Annotated in this window: 22 protein-coding genes; 14 read left to right on the top strand and 8 right to left on the bottom strand. The window is 69.7% G+C overall.

Translation table 11 applies throughout. The annotated features are described in order from the left end of the window. Nucleotides 1–172: PAS domain S-box protein (locus ACRWK7_RS22385; RefSeq protein ID WP_431858519.1), on the bottom strand; the 172-nt coding region annotated here is incomplete at its 3' end. Between the two features lie 264 nt (nt 173–436). On the opposite strand from ACRWK7_RS22385, the gene ACRWK7_RS22380 reads away from it, so the two are divergent. The 5 genes from ACRWK7_RS22380 to ACRWK7_RS22360 all read left to right on the top strand — a co-directional run bounded on the left by ACRWK7_RS22380 (nt 437) and on the right by ACRWK7_RS22360 (nt 4439). Continuing rightward, nucleotides 437–772, top strand: coding sequence for an EscU/YscU/HrcU family type III secretion system export apparatus switch protein (locus ACRWK7_RS22380; RefSeq protein WP_431858516.1), 336 nt, complete (start codon nt 437–439; stop codon nt 770–772). Then, a complete protein-coding gene (locus ACRWK7_RS22375; protein WP_431858515.1) occupies nt 769–1086 on the top strand; it encodes a hypothetical protein in 318 nt (105 codons plus the stop codon). The genes ACRWK7_RS22380 and ACRWK7_RS22375 overlap by 4 nt, the downstream gene beginning before the upstream one ends. A gap of 10 nt (nt 1087–1096) precedes the next feature. Next, the gene (locus tag ACRWK7_RS22370; RefSeq protein ID WP_431858513.1) at nt 1097–1432 is read left to right on the top strand and encodes a FliO/MopB family protein; all 336 of its coding nucleotides are present in this window, start codon (nt 1097–1099) and stop codon (nt 1430–1432) included. Then, a complete protein-coding gene (gene fliP / locus ACRWK7_RS22365; protein WP_431858512.1) occupies nt 1429–2175 on the top strand; it encodes a flagellar type III secretion system pore protein FliP in 747 nt (248 codons plus the stop codon). The genes ACRWK7_RS22370 and fliP overlap by 4 nt, the downstream gene beginning before the upstream one ends. Nucleotides 2176–2540: 365 nt before the next feature. Next, on the top strand, nt 2541–4439 hold the full coding sequence (locus ACRWK7_RS22360; protein WP_431858511.1) for a potassium transporter Kup: 1899 nt from the start codon (nt 2541–2543) through the stop codon (nt 4437–4439). A gap of 16 nt (nt 4440–4455) precedes the next feature. Here the strand turns inward: ACRWK7_RS22360 and ACRWK7_RS22355 are convergent, their stop codons facing one another. After that, nucleotides 4456–4665 (bottom strand): hypothetical protein, encoded by a 210-nt coding sequence (locus ACRWK7_RS22355; RefSeq protein WP_431858510.1) that lies wholly within the window; start codon nt 4663–4665, stop codon nt 4456–4458. A 102-nt stretch (nt 4666–4767) separates the two neighbouring features. Here ACRWK7_RS22355 and ACRWK7_RS22350 point away from each other — a divergent pair, with 102 nt between their 5' ends. Further along, the gene (locus ACRWK7_RS22350; RefSeq protein WP_431858509.1) at nt 4768–5118 is read left to right on the top strand and encodes a hypothetical protein; all 351 of its coding nucleotides are present in this window, start codon (nt 4768–4770) and stop codon (nt 5116–5118) included. A 4-nt stretch (nt 5119–5122) separates the two neighbouring features. Here ACRWK7_RS22350 and ACRWK7_RS22345 read toward each other — a convergent pair whose 3' ends face one another. Continuing rightward, on the bottom strand, nt 5123–6139 hold the full coding sequence (locus tag ACRWK7_RS22345) for a lysophospholipase (RefSeq protein WP_431858508.1): 1017 nt from the start codon (nt 6137–6139) through the stop codon (nt 5123–5125). Further along, nucleotides 6126–7124, bottom strand: a complete 999-nt coding sequence (locus tag ACRWK7_RS22340) for an ABC transporter ATP-binding protein (RefSeq protein ID WP_431858518.1) — start codon at nt 7122–7124, stop codon at nt 6126–6128. Before ACRWK7_RS22340 ends, ACRWK7_RS22345 begins: the two co-directional genes overlap by 14 nt. A gap of 147 nt (nt 7125–7271) precedes the next feature. Between ACRWK7_RS22340 and ACRWK7_RS22335 the strand changes: the two genes are divergently transcribed. Next, nucleotides 7272–7451, top strand: coding sequence for a zinc-finger domain-containing protein (locus ACRWK7_RS22335; protein WP_431858507.1), 180 nt, complete (start codon nt 7272–7274; stop codon nt 7449–7451). Between the two features lie 190 nt (nt 7452–7641). Here ACRWK7_RS22335 and ACRWK7_RS22330 read toward each other — a convergent pair whose 3' ends face one another. From ACRWK7_RS22330 to ACRWK7_RS22315, 4 genes are all read right to left on the bottom strand, one after another. Continuing rightward, nucleotides 7642–8166 (bottom strand): copper chaperone PCu(A)C, encoded by a 525-nt coding sequence (locus tag ACRWK7_RS22330; protein ID WP_431858506.1) that lies wholly within the window; start codon nt 8164–8166, stop codon nt 7642–7644. A 244-nt stretch (nt 8167–8410) separates the two neighbouring features. Further along, nucleotides 8411–8821, bottom strand: coding sequence for a hypothetical protein (locus ACRWK7_RS22325; protein ID WP_431858505.1), 411 nt, complete (start codon nt 8819–8821; stop codon nt 8411–8413). Nucleotides 8822–8900: 79 nt separating this feature from the next. After that, a complete protein-coding gene (locus tag ACRWK7_RS22320) occupies nt 8901–9290 on the bottom strand; it encodes a response regulator (protein ID WP_431858504.1) in 390 nt (129 codons plus the stop codon). Beyond that, nucleotides 9287–10792, bottom strand: coding sequence for a sensor histidine kinase (locus ACRWK7_RS22315; protein ID WP_431858503.1), 1506 nt, complete (start codon nt 10790–10792; stop codon nt 9287–9289). Before ACRWK7_RS22315 ends, ACRWK7_RS22320 begins: the two co-directional genes overlap by 4 nt. 421 nt (nt 10793–11213) lie before the next feature. Between ACRWK7_RS22315 and flgB the strand changes: the two genes are divergently transcribed. The 7 genes from flgB to ACRWK7_RS22280 are packed head-to-tail and all read left to right on the top strand — an operon-like array spanning nt 11214 to nt 17119. Further along, nucleotides 11214–11621, top strand: coding sequence for a flagellar basal body rod protein FlgB (gene flgB, locus ACRWK7_RS22310; protein WP_431858501.1), 408 nt, complete (start codon nt 11214–11216; stop codon nt 11619–11621). 46 nt (nt 11622–11667) lie between these two features. Beyond that, a complete protein-coding gene (gene flgC / locus ACRWK7_RS22305) occupies nt 11668–12078 on the top strand; it encodes a flagellar basal body rod protein FlgC (RefSeq protein WP_431858500.1) in 411 nt (136 codons plus the stop codon). Nucleotides 12079–12104: 26 nt separating this feature from the next. Then, entirely contained in the window at nt 12105–12410 is a 306-nt protein-coding gene (locus tag ACRWK7_RS22300; protein WP_431858499.1) for a flagellar hook-basal body complex protein FliE, read from the top strand. 22 nt (nt 12411–12432) lie between these two features. Continuing rightward, complete coding sequence (locus ACRWK7_RS22295) at nt 12433–12708, top strand: flagellar biosynthetic protein FliQ (protein ID WP_431858498.1); 276 nt, start codon at nt 12433–12435, stop codon at nt 12706–12708. Continuing rightward, on the top strand, nt 12708–13478 hold the full coding sequence (gene fliR, locus ACRWK7_RS22290; protein WP_431858497.1) for a flagellar biosynthetic protein FliR: 771 nt from the start codon (nt 12708–12710) through the stop codon (nt 13476–13478). Before ACRWK7_RS22295 ends, fliR begins: the two co-directional genes overlap by 1 nt. Nucleotides 13479–13495: 17 nt before the next feature. Next, on the top strand, nt 13496–14575 hold the full coding sequence (flhB, locus tag ACRWK7_RS22285) for a flagellar biosynthesis protein FlhB (RefSeq protein ID WP_431858496.1): 1080 nt from the start codon (nt 13496–13498) through the stop codon (nt 14573–14575). Nucleotides 14576–14629: 54 nt separating this feature from the next. Then, the gene (locus ACRWK7_RS22280; RefSeq protein ID WP_431858517.1) at nt 14630–17119 is read left to right on the top strand and encodes an ATP-binding protein; all 2490 of its coding nucleotides are present in this window, start codon (nt 14630–14632) and stop codon (nt 17117–17119) included. Nucleotides 17120–17171 lie beyond the last annotated feature (52 nt).

Below are 17171 nucleotides of genomic sequence, written 5' to 3'. Positions count from 1 at the left end.
GCCCGGCGATGTCGGTCAGGTTCCCGATCAGCGCGTCCACCGAGTCGTAGCCGTAGATCCGCGCCAGCGACGGGTTCACCCGCAGGTAGCGGCCATCCGTGGTGGTCTGGTAGATCCCCTCGACGGCGTTCTCGAAGATGCTGCGGTACTGGGCCTCGGTGTCCTGGCTCATCGGCAGCGCTCCAAGTGACGCGGCGGGCATTCCTTCGGCGAACAACATTTGGCGACTCGAACAGCTGGCCGGAGGAACGAATCCGACTTATGGCATAGCATAGCCCGGAACAACACTCGAATGTGTTTCAAAAAATCCACCGCCGAAAGGCCTTTGTTACCAAATTGTTGTGCGGCAAACGGGCGCGGCCGGGGTTTTCATTCTTCGTTAAGCATGTTCGGCAAGGATGCGCGGAACGTCCACGGTCCCACTGCGGATTCTGCCTTGTCCGACCCGTCCTCCAACGCCCGCGCCAAGCCGCAGCGCCCCGTGGCGGTCGCGCTGAGCTACGAGCTGGGCCAGCCGGGCCTGCCGAAGGTCGTGGCGACCGGCCGCGGCGCCGTCGCCGAGCAGATCCTGGAGGTCGCCTTCGCCAACGGCGTGAAGGTGCGCGAGGACGCCGACCTGGTGGAGATCCTCTCCGCCCTCGACCTGGACAGCGAGATCCCGGTGGAGGCCATCGTCGCGGTGGCGGAGATCCTGTCGCACGTCTACCGCGCCAACGGGAAGCTGCCTCCGAAGGCAGCCCCGGAGACGGACGCGCCGGAGGCCCCCCCGTGACCCTGCATCATGATCTTTCTGCCGTCTCCGCCGCGCTGGCGGAGGCCGCCGTCCAGGCCGAGTCGGGGGCGCTGGTCGACCTCGCCGGGCTGGACGCCCGCGTGGGATCGCTGTGCGCCGCCGCCGAGGCGCTGCCGCGCGAGGAGGGCAGGGCGCTGCTGCCCGACCTGGAATCGCTGATCGCCGCGCTGAACGCGCTGGCCGGCACGCTGTCGCGCCAGCGTGAGCTGGCCCAGGGCGACGAGACCCACACCGCCCGCCGGCGGGCCGCCGCCGTCTACGGCCGCCCGGCCGCCCCGCCAGAGGAAGGCTGACGCCGGCCCCATGGACATCGACACCTATTTCCGCTTCTCGCTGGCGCTGGCCTTCGTCATCGCGCTGTTCTTCGTGCTGACGCTGCTGCTGCGCCGGTTCGGCTTCGGCAGCGCCGCGCCGACGCCGCGCCGGCAGCGCCGGGTGTCGGTGGTGGAGGTGACGCCGCTCGACGCCAAACGCCGGCTGGTGCTGGTGCGCCGCGACGAGGTGGAGCACCTGATCCTGCTCAGCGGCAACGGCGACCTCGTGATCGAGCCGGGCATCCGCGCCGGCTTCCGCGAGGCGGTGGCCGCCGTGCAGGCTGAGACTCCAAGGGCCGACACGCCGAAGGGAGGCGAGGCATGACCCGCGCGCGGCTTCTCCTCGCGCTGCTGCTGGCGCTGGGCGTGGGCGTTCTGGCCGGGCCGGCGCTGGCCCAGAGCCTGACCTTCGACATGGGCGAGGCCGGCGGCTCGACCACCGGCCGCATCGTGCAGATGGTGGCGCTGATCACCGTGCTGTCGCTGGCGCCGTCGATCCTCATCATGATGACGGCGTTCACCCGCATCGTCATCGTGCTGTCGTTCCTGCGCCAGGCGCTGGGCATCCAGCAGGTACCACCGAACACGGTGCTGGTGTCGCTGGCGCTGTTCCTGACCTTCTTCATCATGGCGCCGGTGCTGGAGCGCTCCTACACCCAGGGCATCGAACCGCTCATCAAGGAGGAGATCAGCGAGGCGGAGGCGTTCAACCGCACCCTGCTGCCCTTCCGCGAGTTCATGCTGCGCCACACCGCCGAGAAGGACCTGAAGCTGTTCGCCGACATGGCGCGCATCGAGACCATCGCCGAGCCGATCGCCACGCCCATGCAGGTGCTGGTGCCGGCCTTCATGATCTCGGAGATCAAGCGGGCGTTCGAGATCGGTTTCCTGTTGTTCCTGCCCTTCCTGATCATCGACATGGTGGTGTCCTCCATCCTGATGTCGATGGGCATGATGATGCTGCCGCCAACCATGGTGGCGATTCCGTTCAAGATCATCTTCTTCGTGCTGGTGGACGGCTGGTACCTGATCGCGGGCTCGCTGGCGCGCAGCTTCGGGACGCTGTAGCTGCCCCGCCCTCGGCGCATCGTATTTTTTCAACGTCACGGCCGGGCTTTTTCCGGCCGTCCACGCACCCGGACTTTTGCGGACGTTCAAGCACGTGGATGCCCGGGACAAGCCCGGGCGTGACGGTGTTGAGGCGCGTCAGTCCTTTCGCCCCACGGTATAGACAGCCCCGATCGTTTGTGTGCGCCGCAACGCGTGTGGCGTTCTGCCGCTTGACATTCGAGACGAATTGTCGCGTTACAATGGCCGCTCAGACCGACCGACGGCCAGGGTGCCACGCCTAGCAGACACGCTTCCGCCCCCGACGTTTCCAACCGACGGGCTCAAGGCTCTCCCCCACCACCCACAGGTCCCGACCCCACTCCATGTCCGCCACGACACTGAAGGCTGCGGAGCCCGACAAGGGCCGGCTCGCGGCGCTCACGCTCGGTGCGCTCGGCGTCGTCTTCGGCGACATCGGCACCAGCCCGCTGTACACCCTGCGCGAATGCTTCTCGCCGGAGCACGGGCTGCCGCTGACGCCGGAGAACATCCTCGGCATCATGTCGCTGATCGTGTGGGCGCTGATCGTCACGGTGTCGGTGAAGTACGTGCTGTTCGTCATGCGCGCCGACAACAAGGGGGAGGGCGGCATCCTGTCGCTGCTGGCGCTGGCGACCAGCAGCCGCCCCGACGCCACCGGCCGCCTGACCAAGCTGATGGCGCTGGGCCTGTTCGGCGCCGCGCTGTTTTACGGCGACGGCATGATCACCCCGGCCATCTCGGTGCTCTCCGCGGTCGAGGGCCTGGAGGTGGCGCAGCCGGCGCTGCACGAGGTGGTGGTGCCGGTCACCGTCTGCATCCTGATCGTGCTGTTCGCGATCCAGAGCCACGGCACCGGCAAGGTCGGCACGCTGTTCGGCCCGATCATGATCGCGTGGTTCGCCACGCTGGGCCTCGCCGGACTGGTCGAGGTGGTGCAGGAGCCGCACATCCTCGGCGCCGTCAACCCGCTGTACGCGATCAACTTCTTCCGCAACAACGGCGTGATCGCCTTCCTGGTGCTGGGCTCCGTCGTGCTGGCGGTCACCGGCGGCGAGGCGCTGTACGCCGACATGGGCCATTTCGGCCGCATCCCGATCCGCACCGCGTGGTTCTACGTGGTGCTGCCGTCGCTGCTGCTGAACTATTTCGGGCAGAGCGCGCTGCTGCTCGGCGACCCGGAGGCGGTGCGCAGCCCCTTCTACCTGCTGATGCCGGAGTGGGGCCTGTACCCGATGATCGGGCTGGCGACGCTGGCCACCGTCATCGCCAGCCAGGCGGTGATCTCCGGCGTGTTCTCGCTGACCCGGCAGGCGGTGCAGCTTGGCCTGTGCCCGCGCCTCGACATCCGCCACACCTCCAGCGAGGAGGAGGGGCAGATCTACATCCCGCGCGCCAACTGGGGCCTGCTGCTGGGCACCATCGGGCTGGTGGTGTGGTTCCGCTCGTCCTCGAACCTCGCCGCCGCCTACGGCATCGCGGTGACCGGCGACATGGTGATCACCACCATCCTGGCGCTGGTGGTGGCGCACCGCCGCTGGCGCTGGCCGGTGCCGGCCTGCCTGGGGCTGGGCGGGCTGTTCCTGTCGGTGGACCTGTCCTTCTTCTCGGCCAACGTCATCAAGATCCCGCACGGCGGCTGGGTGCCGCTGGTGATCGCGGCGATGACGCTGGGCCTGATGTCGACGTGGCGGCGCGGCCGCGCCGTGCTGGCCCGCCGGCTGGCCGAGGAATCGCTGCCGCTCGAGCAGTTCATTAAGCGCACGGTGAAGTCCAACGACATCCACCGCGTCAAGGGCACCGCCGTGTTCATGACGTCGAGCGGCGACACCGTGCCGATCGCGCTGCTGCACAACCTGAAGCACAACCAGGTCATGCACGAGCGCGTGATCTTCGTGACCGTGCTGGTCGAGGACGTGCCGCGCGTGCCCGCCAAGGACCGCGTGCTGGTCGAGGGGCTGGCCGAGGGTTTCTACCGCCTGACGGTGCGCTACGGCTTCTCGCAGGAGCCGAACATCCCCAAGGCGCTGCGCCTGTGCAAGGCGTTCGGCCTGGAGTTCGACCTGATGGCGACCTCGTTCTTCCTCGGCCGCGAGACGCTGATCCCGCGCATCAACCCGCAGATGGCGCAGTGGCGCGAGAAGCTGTTCGTGGTGATGTCTCGCACGGCGGTGTCGGCCACGGACTTCTTCAAGATCCCGCCGAACCGCGTGGTCGAGCTGGGCACGCAGGTGCAGTTGTAGGGGAGCGGGCGGCGCCTCAGGCCGCCGGCTTGCGCGGCGGGTTGACCGGCGCCATCAGCGCGGTGAAGCGCTGATCGATGGACTGCATCCACGCCGCCATGATGGACATCTGTCCCTTCAGTTCGCGGATGTCGCCTTCCATGGCCGTCTGCCGTTCGGACTGACGTTCAAGGACGGTCAGCACCGTGTCGAGCTTGCTCAGGATCTCGGCATCGCGCTCCGACATATAGCGCGATAAGACCCCTGTGCCCAGCCGCCGCCAAAGCCCTTGCGCCGCCGTCCCCGATCGTTTGAGATGGCCGGACCGCATTCGACCAGGGGCCGCTCCATGCGCAAGGCACTCGTTCTGGCATCCATGCTGGCCCTGGCGTCCCCGGCCGCGCAGGCGGCACCGCCGGGCGTCATCGGCTGGGGCTGCTCGCTCGCCGGCACGGCCGCGGTCACCGCCGCCGTGGTGATCAACGCGCAGACCTTGAGCAGTGTGGTGTCGGGCGCCGCGGTGGTGCCGCTCAGCCCGGCGCTGCTGTACGGCGGCCTGGGGGCGATCATGGTGTCCAGCGTCTGCGCGCTGGGCTACCACGTGGCGCCGGTGTTCGTGCCGTCCGGCAGCCCGGCCCCCGCGCCGGCGCCGGCCCTCCCGGCGACCGGCGGCGGCCGCATGGCGCAGCTGGAACCCTGAGCGCTCAGCCGCCGGACGCGGACCGGTTGCCGGAGGCCACCAGCTCGCGCGGGGCGCGGTCGGCGCCGCTGGCCAGGGGGATGTCGGGCGTGCGGATCCATGAGGCGACGTCGCGCACCACGGCATCGCCCTTCAGGTCGCGCAGCAGCATGTGGTAGCCGTCCGGGTAGACCGCCACGGTGTGCCGGGCGTTCAAGCCCAGCGCCGCGATGGCGCGCTTCACCGGCCGGGGCGGCAGCACCTGCTCGTGCGCGCCGTACAGCACCAGTGTCGGCACCTGCAGGTGGTCGCAGGCCTGCAGCGCCTCGTCCATCAGGTCGGTCAGGCCCTCCAGCGCATCGACGCGGCTGCCCTTGATGACCAGCGGGTCGCGGCCCAGCGCCCGCAGCATCTCGATGTTGTCGGAGGGCTGGATCTTCAGCCCCTTGGGCGCCGTCACCGTCATGCCCGGCACCAGGTTGTAGCTGATCCACAGCGCCGCGCGCGGAAAGAAGCCCATGGTCTCGCGGCCCCAGACGGCGGGGGCGACCAGGATGGCGCCGTCCACCTTCGGCGCGTCGCGCCGCGTCAGGGTGGCCAGCGTCACCGCCCCGCCCATGCTCTCGCCCATCAGGTAGACCGGCACGTCCGGGTGCTTGGCGCGCACCAGCTCGACCGCGGCGTGGGCGTCGGCGACCATGGTGTCCTTGCCGGCCCAGATGCCGGGCGCGGAGCCGGCGCCGAAGCCGCGCTGGTCGTAGGCGTAGGTGGCGATGCCGTAGTCGGCGAAGCTCCGCCCCGTGCCCTCGAACGCCTTGGAGTAGTCGTTGAAGCCGTGCAGCGCGACGACCGCGGCGCGCACCGGCTGCTGCTCGGGCAGCCAGGAGCGCAGCGGCAGCGCCACGCCGTCCGCGGCGATGATGGCGGTGTCGGTCATGCGGGCCGGCGTCACGCTCGTCCCCATCGGCTGGTAGTTGGCGGCGCAGCCGGCCAGGACGGCAGCGGCAACAGCCAGGGCGGCGATCCGGTCACGCAGCGCCACGGGATACCTCGTTGTCATGGGCGCCGGCGGTGAGCTGGAGGAAGATGTCCTCCAGGTCCGACTCCTCGGTGGAAAGATCGACGACGGACAGCCCGGCCGCCCGCACCGCCGCCAGGATGGCGTCGGCCTTCTGCCGGCTCGGCTGGTAGCGGACCACGAGGCGGCGCGGCTCCGGCAGCTCGGCGTGCAGCGCGGCCAGCGGCTCGGGCACGGCTTCCAGGTCGCGGTCCAACTCGAAGGTCACCGCCTTGGCGTCCACCCGGCGCAGCAGCTGCGCCTTGGGCTCGCAGGCGACGACCTCGCCGTGGTTGATGATGGCGATGGTGTCGCACAGCTCCTCTGCCTCCTGGAGGTAGTGCGTGGTCAGCAGCACCGTGGTACCGGCCTTGTTCAGGCGGCGCACGTGCTCCCACAGCAGGCGGCGCAGCTCGATGTCGACGCCGGCGGTCGGCTCGTCGAGCACCAGCACCGGCGGCGTGTGCACCATGGCCTTGGCCACCATCAGGCGCCGCTTCATGCCGCCCGACAGGGTGCGGGCGTAGGCGTTCGCCTTGTCGGACAGGCCGACGGCGGCCAGCAGCTCGTCGGTGCGGCGCTCGCCCTTCGGCACGCCGTAGAGGCCGGCCTGCAACTCCAGCATCTCACGGGGCGTGAAGAACGGGTCCATGTTGAGTTCCTGCGGCACCACGCCGATCGACGCACGCGCCTGGCGCGGGTTGGCGTCGATGTCGGTGCCCCAGATGCGGACCTCGCCGGCGGTCTTGTTGACCAGCCCGGCCATGATGTTGATCAGCGTCGACTTGCCGGCGCCGTTCGGCCCCAGCAGCCCGAACAGCGAGCCGCGCGGGATCGTCAGGTCGATCCCCTTCAGCGCGTGCTTCGGGCCGGTGCGGCCGGAGCCCTGGTACATCTTGGTCAGGCCGCGGATCTCCACGGCGTTGGCGGGAAGGGGGATGGGGGACACGGGAACGGTGGTCTCGGCCATGGCGTCGGTCGGGCTCGCGGAAAAGGTCACGTCCGGTGAGTTTAAGACCATTGATCGGAAATGCGCGATCGGTATGATCCCGCCGCATCCCACCGCATCTTAGCGTCGGGTTGCTCCGAAGTGTGTGTCAATAAGGGGAACGGTCCCATGCAGCCCATCGAAACGATCCAGGTCGAGACGGAAACGGTCGGCTGCGACGGCGGCGGCGGCGCCCTCGGGCATCCGCTGGTCTACCTGACGCTCGGCAAGGAAGGCCGCGTCGACTGCCCGTATTGCTCGCGCCGCTTCACGCTGAAGGAAGGCGCCAAGGTCGCGCACGGCCACTGACCGGTCCGGCGACCGGACGACGTGCGCCCGCCCCCTGGCCTTCTGGACAGGGGTGACGGCGGCGCCCGGAGGTGGTTGAAGCGACGGAGCCGCCCGCATATGGCGGTGTTCCGTCGCTTTTCAACAGGGTACGCCCCGCGTTTCTCGACTTCGCCCCGGACGGCTCGCCGCCGCCCGGGGTTTCCGTGTTTCAGTTGGTCTTGTGCTGGGCGCCGCCCTGGTGCATGGGCTGGCCATGCTGCGCCGGAGCGCCGGGATGCATGGATTGCGCACCGGGCGCCGCCATGGCGCCGGCCTCCTGCACCGGCACCTGGACGGTGACCGCGCCGGCCTTGGCGAAGGTCAGCGTCACCGGGAAGCTGGCGCCGGGCTTCAACTGCTGCTTCAGGCCCATCAGCATGATGTGGTTGCCGCCGGGGCGCAGCACCTGCGGCTCGCCGGGGGCGACCTCGAAGGCCTCGACCGGGCGCATCTTCATGACGCCGTTGTCCATCAGGTGGGTGTGCAGTTCGGCCTTGTCGGCGACCGGGCTGCTGGCCGAGACCACGCGGTCCGGCTCCTTGCCGGTGTTGACGATCTCCAGGTAGCAGGCGCCGTTCGGCGCGCCCGGCGCGCTGGCGCGGGCCCACGGCGACGAGACGGCGATGTCGGCGGCGACCGCCGGGGCGGAGAGAGCCAGCGCGCACAGCGCGGCCAGCGTGGGCAGAACCTTCATGGCGATGTCCTCAATGGTTTGTTAGCCCCTCCCCCCTTGCGGGGGAGGGGTTGGGGAGAGGGGGGCGCGGGCGAAGCCCGCAGGTGCGCTTGCCACCCTCTCCCCAACCCCTCTCCCGTCAAGGGAGAGGGGCTTGAAAGCGGCGCCGGTGCGGTCGCGGCGCGCCCGGGGCCGTCCCGCGGAGGAAGGAGCGGACGGACCAGGGGCGCGGCCGGCGGCGCACCGGCGCCGCGGCGGTCGGGAATCAGGCGCGGGCCGGGGGCGCGTGGCCCGGCGGGCCGTCCATGTAGGGCGGCTGCACCACGTCGAAGGACACCACCGGCTGCCGGTCCGCCGCGGGCGGCGGCGGGGGCGGGGCCAGCGCCAGAGGCGGCGGTGGTGGCGCGACCGAGCCGGGCGCGGCGGTGCAGTCCAGGCAGTGCACGGGTTCGGCGGCCGGTTGCCCTCCGGCGCTGCCACCCCCGTCCTGCGCCGGGCCCGCGGCCGGCGTGACCGAGCAGATCTCGTCCAGCTCGCCCGCCGCCGCCTTCGTGGCGTGGATGGCCAGCGCGGTCTGGGCGAGCAGCGCCAGCACCGCCAGTCCCGCGGCCAGCCGCCGCCACGTCCCGGCCGGGACGGCGTCGGTGGTGCGGGTGCTGGGCTTGGGCAGGCGCATGAGCTCCGGTCGGACGATCGTTGCGGCCCGCACAGTACCACAGCGTTGCGGTCGGACAACTGCGGCAATAGGTCCGCGTTCAGCCTGTCAGCGCATGCATCAGTCCGCGCACCAGCGAGGACTCGGTGAACGGCTTCTGCACCATCGGCCAGCGGCGGTAGCGGCGCAGGAGGTTGTCCTGGGCGTAGCCGGTGACCAGCACGAAGCGGATGCGGCGGGCGTCCAGCGCCTCGGCCACCGGCAGCACCTCCTCGTGCGTCAGGTTGATGTCCAGCGTGGCGCCGTCCAGCGGGGTGTCGTCCAGCAGCTTCAGCGCCTCGCGCGTCGTCGCCACCGGGCCGATCACCTCGCAGCCCTGGTCCGTCAGCGTGTCGGCGATCATCATGGCGACCAGCGCCTCGTCCTCGACCACGAGGATCCGGCGCCCGGCCAGCGGACGGGCCGGCCCGGTCTCAGTCGTGGCGCTCACTCCTGGCCGTCCCTCTCCAGGGCCCCGTACGGCACGCTGATGGCGCAACGCACGCCATCCGGCTCGAAGGCCAGTTGGATGCTGCCATTCAGGTCGTAGGCCAGGCCCTGCTCGATGACGCGCGAGCCGAAGCCGCGGCGCGTCGGCGGCGCCACCGGCGGGCCGTCGTGCTCGCACCACCGCACCTCCAGCCGGCGCTCGCCGCCGCCGGCGTCGGCCAGCGACCATGTCACCTCGATCCAGCCCTGCGGGACCGACAGCGCGCCGTACTTGGCGGCGTTGGTGGCCAGCTCGTGGAAGGCGAGGCCGAAGGCCACCGCCGCCTTCGGGCCAATGCGCAGCGGCGGGCCCGACAGCCGCACGCGGCGCTGTCCGCCGGTCTCCTGGGGGGTCGTTTCGTACGGCGCGGTCTCCAGCTCGATCAGCGTGCGCAGCTCGGCGCCCAGCCATTGCGTTTCGGTCAGCAGGTTGTGCGCCTGCGACAGCGCCGCCAGACGGCTGGTGAAAGCGACGCGGAACGCCTCCGGCGCCGGGGTGTGCCGCAGCGTCTGCATGGCGATCGACTGCACCGTCGCCAGCGTGTTCTTCACCCGGTGGTTCAGTTCGTTGATCAGCAGCCGCTGGTGCTCCGCGGCGCGGCGCTCCTCGGTGATGTCCAGCGTTGTGCCGAACAGCCGCACCGGCATGTCGTCCTCGAACGCCGCCCGGCCGCTCTCCGCCACCCAGTGCTCCATCGGGTCGGTCGGGTGCAGCACCCGGTACTCCACCGTGTAGTCGGCGGCCTCGCCGGCCAGGATGCCGGCGATCGCCTCGGCGCGGATGTGGCGGTCGGCGGGGTGGATGGTCGCCTCGAACACGGCGCGGTCCATGGGCGACCCGACCGGGACGTTCTGCGGCAGGCCGCGCAGCACCCGGCAGCGCTCCGACACGATCATGGTGTCGTCGGCGAGGTCGAGGTCCCAGGTGCCCAGCCGCGCCAGCGCGACGGCGAGGCGCAGGCGCTCCTCGCTGCGGCGCAGCCCGGCCTCCATGTCCTTGCGGCGCAGCACCTCGCGGGTCAGCGCGTGGACCTTCTCGGTCAGCATGGCGAAGCTTGCCGCCGCCTGCCCGTGCGGCCGGCAGCGCAGCAGAACGGTGCCGGACGGGCCGTGCGCCCCGCGCACCGCGGCGCCTTCGCAGGCGAGGCGTGCCTCGGCGGCCCCGGCGCCGCGCAGCGCCAGCGCGCCGGGGATCGGCTGCGGGGTGGCGGCGCACCGCCGCAGATAGGCGGCCAGCTCGTCCGCCGGGGTGGCGGACAGCTCGGCCAGCGACCGGCCGGCCAGCGCGCCGCGCGGCTGCCCGGCGTGGGCGGCGAAGGCGTTGTTGGCGTGCAGGATGCGGCCGTCGCCGCCGACCAGCGCCGCCGGTTCCGGCAGCAGGTCGATGACGCCCTCGGCGGTGGCGCGCTCGGTGGCGACCTCGGCAAGCGTGGCCGTCGTGTCGTTCTGGATTGCCGTGCTCATTGCGGGGGTCAGTGTCGGCTGCCAGGGGCGGTGCGCACATACAGCGACCATGGAAATATGTCGCGCCCGTGTGGAATGTCGAGACCACACACCTCTATGCGGACATCGATCGGAGCGGCCATCGATGACTTCTCCCGTACTTGCGTCAAAGTCCTCAGTTCGGCTATGGTCTTGCAGCAATTCAGGAATTTGCCGCTGAGCGGACCGTAGCATGGGGCGTCGGCGGGCGGACACCTACCCGATCGTTTTACCCATTCTGGAAGTGGTGCGGGCAGGGCCGGAAACTCCCCGCAAATTGCGTAAAATCCACGATATTCAGGCTTTGTTAACGAAGAACGGCGAGGATCGGACTGACCCGGTGTGCCGGGCGTCCCGCGCCGGTGCGGGGCGGGATCATCCCTGGTGGACGGGGCAGGGCGCCATGGACCTCAGCAACCTCGGGCTTTTCAAGCTCATGTCGCGGAAGATGGACTGGCTGACCCAGCGCCAGGAGGTCGTCGCGCAGAACATCGCCAACGCCGACACGCCGGAATTCAAGGGCCGCGACCTCAAGCCCTTCAACTTCCGCGACGCGCTGGCCGACAGCCGCCGCCTGACCCCGACGGCGACCAGCCCGACCCACTTGGCTGGCACGGTGCCGGCCGGCGGCAGCAACAAGGAACAGCGGGTGCGCAACCCGTACGAGACCGCGCCGGACGGCAACAACGTCGTCATCGAAGAGCAGATGATGAAGCTGTCCCAGAACAGCATGGACTACCAGACGATCACCAACCTCTACCGCAAGCAGGTCGGTCTGCTGAAGACCGCCATCGGTCGTGGCGGCCAGTAAGGTTTTGCGGGATTTAGGGCGGCAGGATTAAGGGCGGAGGTGTCGGATGGATCTCTACAAGGCCATGACGGTGTCGGCGGCGGGCATGAAGGCGCAGGGCACGCGCCTGAAGGTCATCGCCGAGAACCTCGCCAACGCCAACACCACGGCGGAGACGCCGGGCGACATGCCGTACCGGCGCAAGGTCGTCACCTTCCAGAACATGCTGGACCGGCAGTCCGGCGTGGACACCGTGCGCGTCAACAAGATCGACGTGGACAAGAGCGACTTCCAGCGCAAGTACGACCCTTCGCATCCCAGCGCGGATTCGGAGGGCTACGTGCTGATGCCGAACGTCAACACGCTGGTCGAGGCGATGGACATGCGCGAGGCGCAGCGCTCCTACGAGGCCAACCTGTCGGTCATCGAATCGTCGCGCCAGATGCTGAACCGCACCGTCGAACTGCTGCGCACCTGATAGTCTGAATTCCGGGGAACACCGCCATGGTCGCCAACGTCGCCAACGCCGCCGCCGCCTACGCCAGCACCGCGCTGAAGACCTCCGGCGTCGGCATGGTCCCGCGCGAGGAGGGGCCGAGCTTCGGCGCCATGCTCCAGGAGGCGGCGAAGGGCGGCATCGACACCCTGAAGAAGGGCGAGGCGCTGACCGCCAAGGCCGCCGTCGGGCAGGCCGACATCGCCGACGTGGTGCAGGCGGTGACCAACGCCGAAATGACCCTGCAGGCCGCCACCAACATCCGCGACAAGGTGATCGGCGCCTACCAGGAAATCCTGCGCATGCCGATCTGACGGCGCGCCGGGGCTTCTTCCCATGAACGAGACCGACGTCGTCGAGATCTGCCGCACCTCGATCATCACCCTGCTGATGGTGGCGGGGCCGATCCTGCTGATCGAGATGCTGTTGGGCACGGCCATCTCGGTGTTCCAGGCGGTCACCCAGATCAGCGAGCAGACGCTGGCCATCGTGCCCAAGGTGCTGGTGGTGTTCGGCCTGTCGATCCTGCTGATGCCCTACATGCTGAACGAGCTGGTGCACTTCTTCCAGGCGGAGGTCGCCGACCGGATCGTCGCCATCGGCATGCACTGATGGGCGCGCTCCAGGTCCTCGTCGGCGACCAGCTCTACGTGTGGATCATCGTCTTCATGCGCGTCGGCGCGGCGTTCATGGCGATGCCGGGCTTCGGCGACCAGTTCGTATCGACGCGCACGCGCCTGCTGCTGGCGGTGGCCGTCACCTTCGTCGTCTCCCCCGTGCTGCGCCCGCAGCTGCCGGCGGAGCCGACGCACGTCCTGCGGCTGACCATGCTGATGCTCGGCGAGATCACCGTCGGCATCTTCCTCGGCACCGTGGCGCGGCTGCTGTTCAGCGCGCTGGAGGTGGCGGGCTCGGTCATCGCCACGCAGTCGGGCCTTGCCAACGCGCAGATCTTCAACCCGGCGATGGCGTCGCAGGGCACGCTGCCGGCGGCGCTGCTTGGCTGGCTGGGGCTGCTGCTGATCTTCCTGACCGACCTGCACCACGTCATGATCATGGCGGTGGTGGACAGCTACACGCTGTTCCGGCCGGGGGCGGCGCTGCCGATCAACGACATGGCCAACATGATCGGCCGCCTGGTGGCGAAGAGCTTCGTCATCGGCCTGCAGATGTGCGCGCCGTTCATCGTCATCGGCATCCTGTTCGCGCTGGCGCTGGGCCTGCTGAACAAGCTGGCGCCGCAGATCCAGGTGTTCTTCCTGTTCATGTCGACGCAGGTGGCGCTGGGGCTGTTCCTCTTCGCCATCACGCTGTCGGCGATGATGATGTTCTGGCTGGGCTATTTCGAGTCCACCTTCATCGAATTCCTGAACCCGGCCTGAGGACGTGAGGGGAGCCCATGTCCGAAGACGCCGATGACGCCTCCAAAACAGAAGAGCCGACAGCCAAGAAGCTCGAGGACGCGCACCGCAAGGGCAACTTCCCGGTCAGCCGCGAGATCCACAACTGGCTGATGATGGCGGCGGCGCTGGTGCTGCTGATCGCGGTGATGCCGGGGACGGCGGCGGGGCTGCAGCGGCGGCTGGCCTTCTACGTCGAGCACATCCACGAGCTGACCATCGACCGCGGCAACGCCGGCATGCTTCTGCTGCGCGCGGCGAAAGACATCTTCTGGGCGCTGTGGCTGCCGGTGCTGCTGCTGATGATCGCCGGCGTGCTCGGCTCGATCGCGCAGACCGGCTGGATGGTGGTGTGGGAGAAGATCGTCCCCAACCTGGAGAAGATCAGCCCGCTGGCCGGCTTCAAGCGGGTGTTCGGCAGCATCAACCAGCTGGTCGAGCTGCTGAAGGGCATCGCCAAGATGGCGGTGGTGGGCGGCGTGGCCTACCTGGCGCTGCTGCCGATGGTGACCTCGGTCGAGCACTTCACCGGCATCGACGTCATGGCCCTGCTGGCCGAGATGAAGGAGCTGACCTACCGCCTGTTCGTCGGGGTGCTGGGGGTGCTGACGCTGATCGCCGGCGGCGACCTGCTCTGGCAGCGCCACACCTACAACAAGCAGATGAAGATGACGAAGCAGGAGGTGAAGGACGAGTACAAGCAGCAGGAAGGCGATCCCATGGTCAAGGCCAGGGTCCGCCAGCTGCGCATGGAGCGCACGCGCAAGCGCATGATGGCCAACGTGCCGCACGCCGACGTGGTGGTGACCAACCCGACCCACTACGCCGTGGCTCTGAAGTATGACCCCGAAAGCATGGGGGCGCCCACCGTGCTGGCCAAGGGCGTCGACGTCATCGCCCTGAAGATCCGTGAGATTGCGAAGGAATCCGACGTTCCCATCGTCGAGAACCCGCCGCTCGCCCGCGCGCTCTACGCCACGGTCGAGATCGACGAGGAAATTCCCGGCGAACATTATCGTGCGGTGGCGGAACTCATCACCTATGTTTTCAAGTTGAAGGGGCGTTCGGTCGGGGGCTGACGGACGCTGCCGGCGAACCGTTGCGGGTAATCTCGGGTGAACGAAGCATCGTCCATGGTGGAGGGGGCTCCGGGTCCGGCGCGCGGCCGGGGCGGGGCCGCGCCGGGGGCGCTCCTGGCCGCCGCCATGCAGCTGGCCGCCATCGGCGGTCTGGCGGCGATGGCGGCCGGGCTGGCGCTCGACCAGGAGGCGCTGGCCTGGGCCGGCACCGCGCTGGCGACGGCCGGCATCGTGGCGCTGGGCGTGCGCGTCGCCCGCCTGCGCCGCCGCGTCGCGCACGACGAGGCGCTGCTGACCGGCGCGCTGGAGGGGCTGGGCAGCGGCCAGCTGGTGACCGACGCCGCCGGCGGCACCGTGTTCGTCAACAGCGCCTTCCGCACCCTGGTCGACGCCGCCCCCGGCGAGGCGCCCCTGCAGGCGCTGGAACGCCAGCTCGGCTCCGACCCCGACAGCCTGTCCGAGTTCACCCGCGTGCGCGAGCGCGCCCGCGCCGGCGTCCCCGCGGCGGCCGAGCTGACCGTGCTGCGCGAGGGGCGCAGCCCGGAATGGCGCCGCGTCCAGGCGCAGCCGATCTCCGACTTTCCCGGCGCCGTGCACTGGCGCGTCGAGGACATCACCGCGCGCCGGGAGCTCGAGCACGTCATGCTGCGCGAGCAGGCCAAGCTCGTGGATTTCATGGACCACGCGCCGGTCGGCTTCTTCTCGGTGGACCAGGACGGCATCTTCCTGTTCGTCAACGCCACGCTGGCCAAGTGGCTGGGCTGCACCCCGCGCGATCTGGTGGACGCCGGCCGCACCCTGCACGACGTGCTGGCCAGCCCGCCGCGCAACGCCAAGCCCTACGACCTGTTCGACGGCGGCGGCCTCGAGCAGCGCGGCGAGCTGACCATGCGCGGCCTGCAGGGCCGGCGCTTCCAGGCATCGGCGGCGCAGACGGTGGTGGTGTCGGACGACGGCAGGACGGTGCACACCCGCTCCGTGATCCGCGACCTGACGCCGGAGCGCGAGTGGCAGGAGGCCCTGCGCCTGTCCGAGCAGCGCTTCCAGCGCTTCTTCGAGGACGCGCCGGTGGGCATCGCGCTGCTCAACGAGGCGGGCGTCCTGTCGGAGTGCAACCACGCCTTCCTGGCGCTGATCGGCGCCGAGGGGCCGCAGGTGATCGGCCGTCCCTTCGCCGACCTGATCGAGCCGAAGGAGCGCGACATGGTGGCCGAGCGGCTGACCAGCGTGGTCCGCGGCCACGACCCGGACGCACCGCTGGAGGTGCGCATGACGGCCGGCCGCGACCTCGTGGTGCAGCTCTACGCGCGGCGCCTCGGCGGGGTGGGCAGCGAGGGCGGCGCCGGCCTGATCCTGCACTTCATCGACATGACGGAGCGCAAGAACCTGGAGGCGCAGTTCGCCCAGAGCCAGAAGATGCAGGCGGTCGGCCAGCTGGCGGGCGGCGTGGCGCACGACTTCAACAACCTGCTGACCGCGATGATCGGCTTCTGCGACCTGCTGCTGCTGCGCCACAAGCCCGGCGACCAGTCGTTCAGCGACATCATGCAGATCAAGCAGAACGCCAACCGCGCCGCCAACCTTGTCCGCCAGCTCCTCGCCTTCTCGCGCCAGCAGACCCTGCAGCCGCGCATCCTCAACGTCACCGACGTGCTGGCCGAGCTGTCGAACCTGCTGCGCCGCCTGATCGGCGAGAACATCGAGCTGCGCATGCTGCACGGCCGCGACCTCGGCCTCATCAAGGTGGATCAGAACCAGCTGGAGCAGGTGATCATCAACCTCGTGGTCAACGCCCGCGACGCCATGCCCGGCGGCGGCAAGCTGACCGTCGCCACCTCCAACTACACCGTCACCACGCCGGAACGCCGCGAGCACGAGATCATCCCGGCCGGCGAGTACGTCTCCATCGACGTCATCGACACCGGCCACGGCATCCCCAAGGAGAACCTGCAGCGCATCTTCGAGCCGTTCTTCTCCACCAAGGAGGTCGGCTCCGGCACTGGCCTGGGGCTGTCCACGGTGTACGGCATCGTGCGGCAGACCGGCGGCTTCATCTTCGTCGATTCGGCGCCGGGCGAGGGGGCCAAGTTCTCCATCCTGCTGCCGCGCCACCAGGGCGAGTCGAAGCCCGTCGAGGCCGAGCCGCGCGAGCGCCGCGGCAGCGACCTCACCGGCTCCGGCACCATCCTGCTGGTCGAGGACGAGGACGCGGTGCGCGTGTTCTCCGCCCGCGCGCTGCGCAACAAGGGCTATCAGGTCGTCGAGGCCAAGAACGGCGAGGCCGCCATGCAGCTCCTGACCACGGAGGGGGCGAAGGTGGACCTGCTGATCACCGACGTGGTGATGCCGCAGATGGACGGTCCGACGCTGGCCCGCAACGTGCGCAAGATGCGCCCGGACATGAAGGTGATCTTCATCTCCGGCTACGCCGAGGACCGCTTCAAGGACGAACTGGACGGCGGCGACAACGCCGCGCACTTCCTGCCCAAGCCGTTCTCACTGAAGCAGCTGGCGTCCAAGGTCAAAGAGGTGATCAAGGGGTAGAAACCCTCTCCCGCCCCGGGAGAGGGTGGCGCCGCAGGCGCCGGGTGAGGGT

The sequence above is a fragment of the Azospirillum sp. genome, from assembly GCF_050789165.1.
The sequence above is the reverse complement of the archived record's forward strand: the minus strand, read 5'-3'. Positions and strand labels throughout refer to the sequence as shown.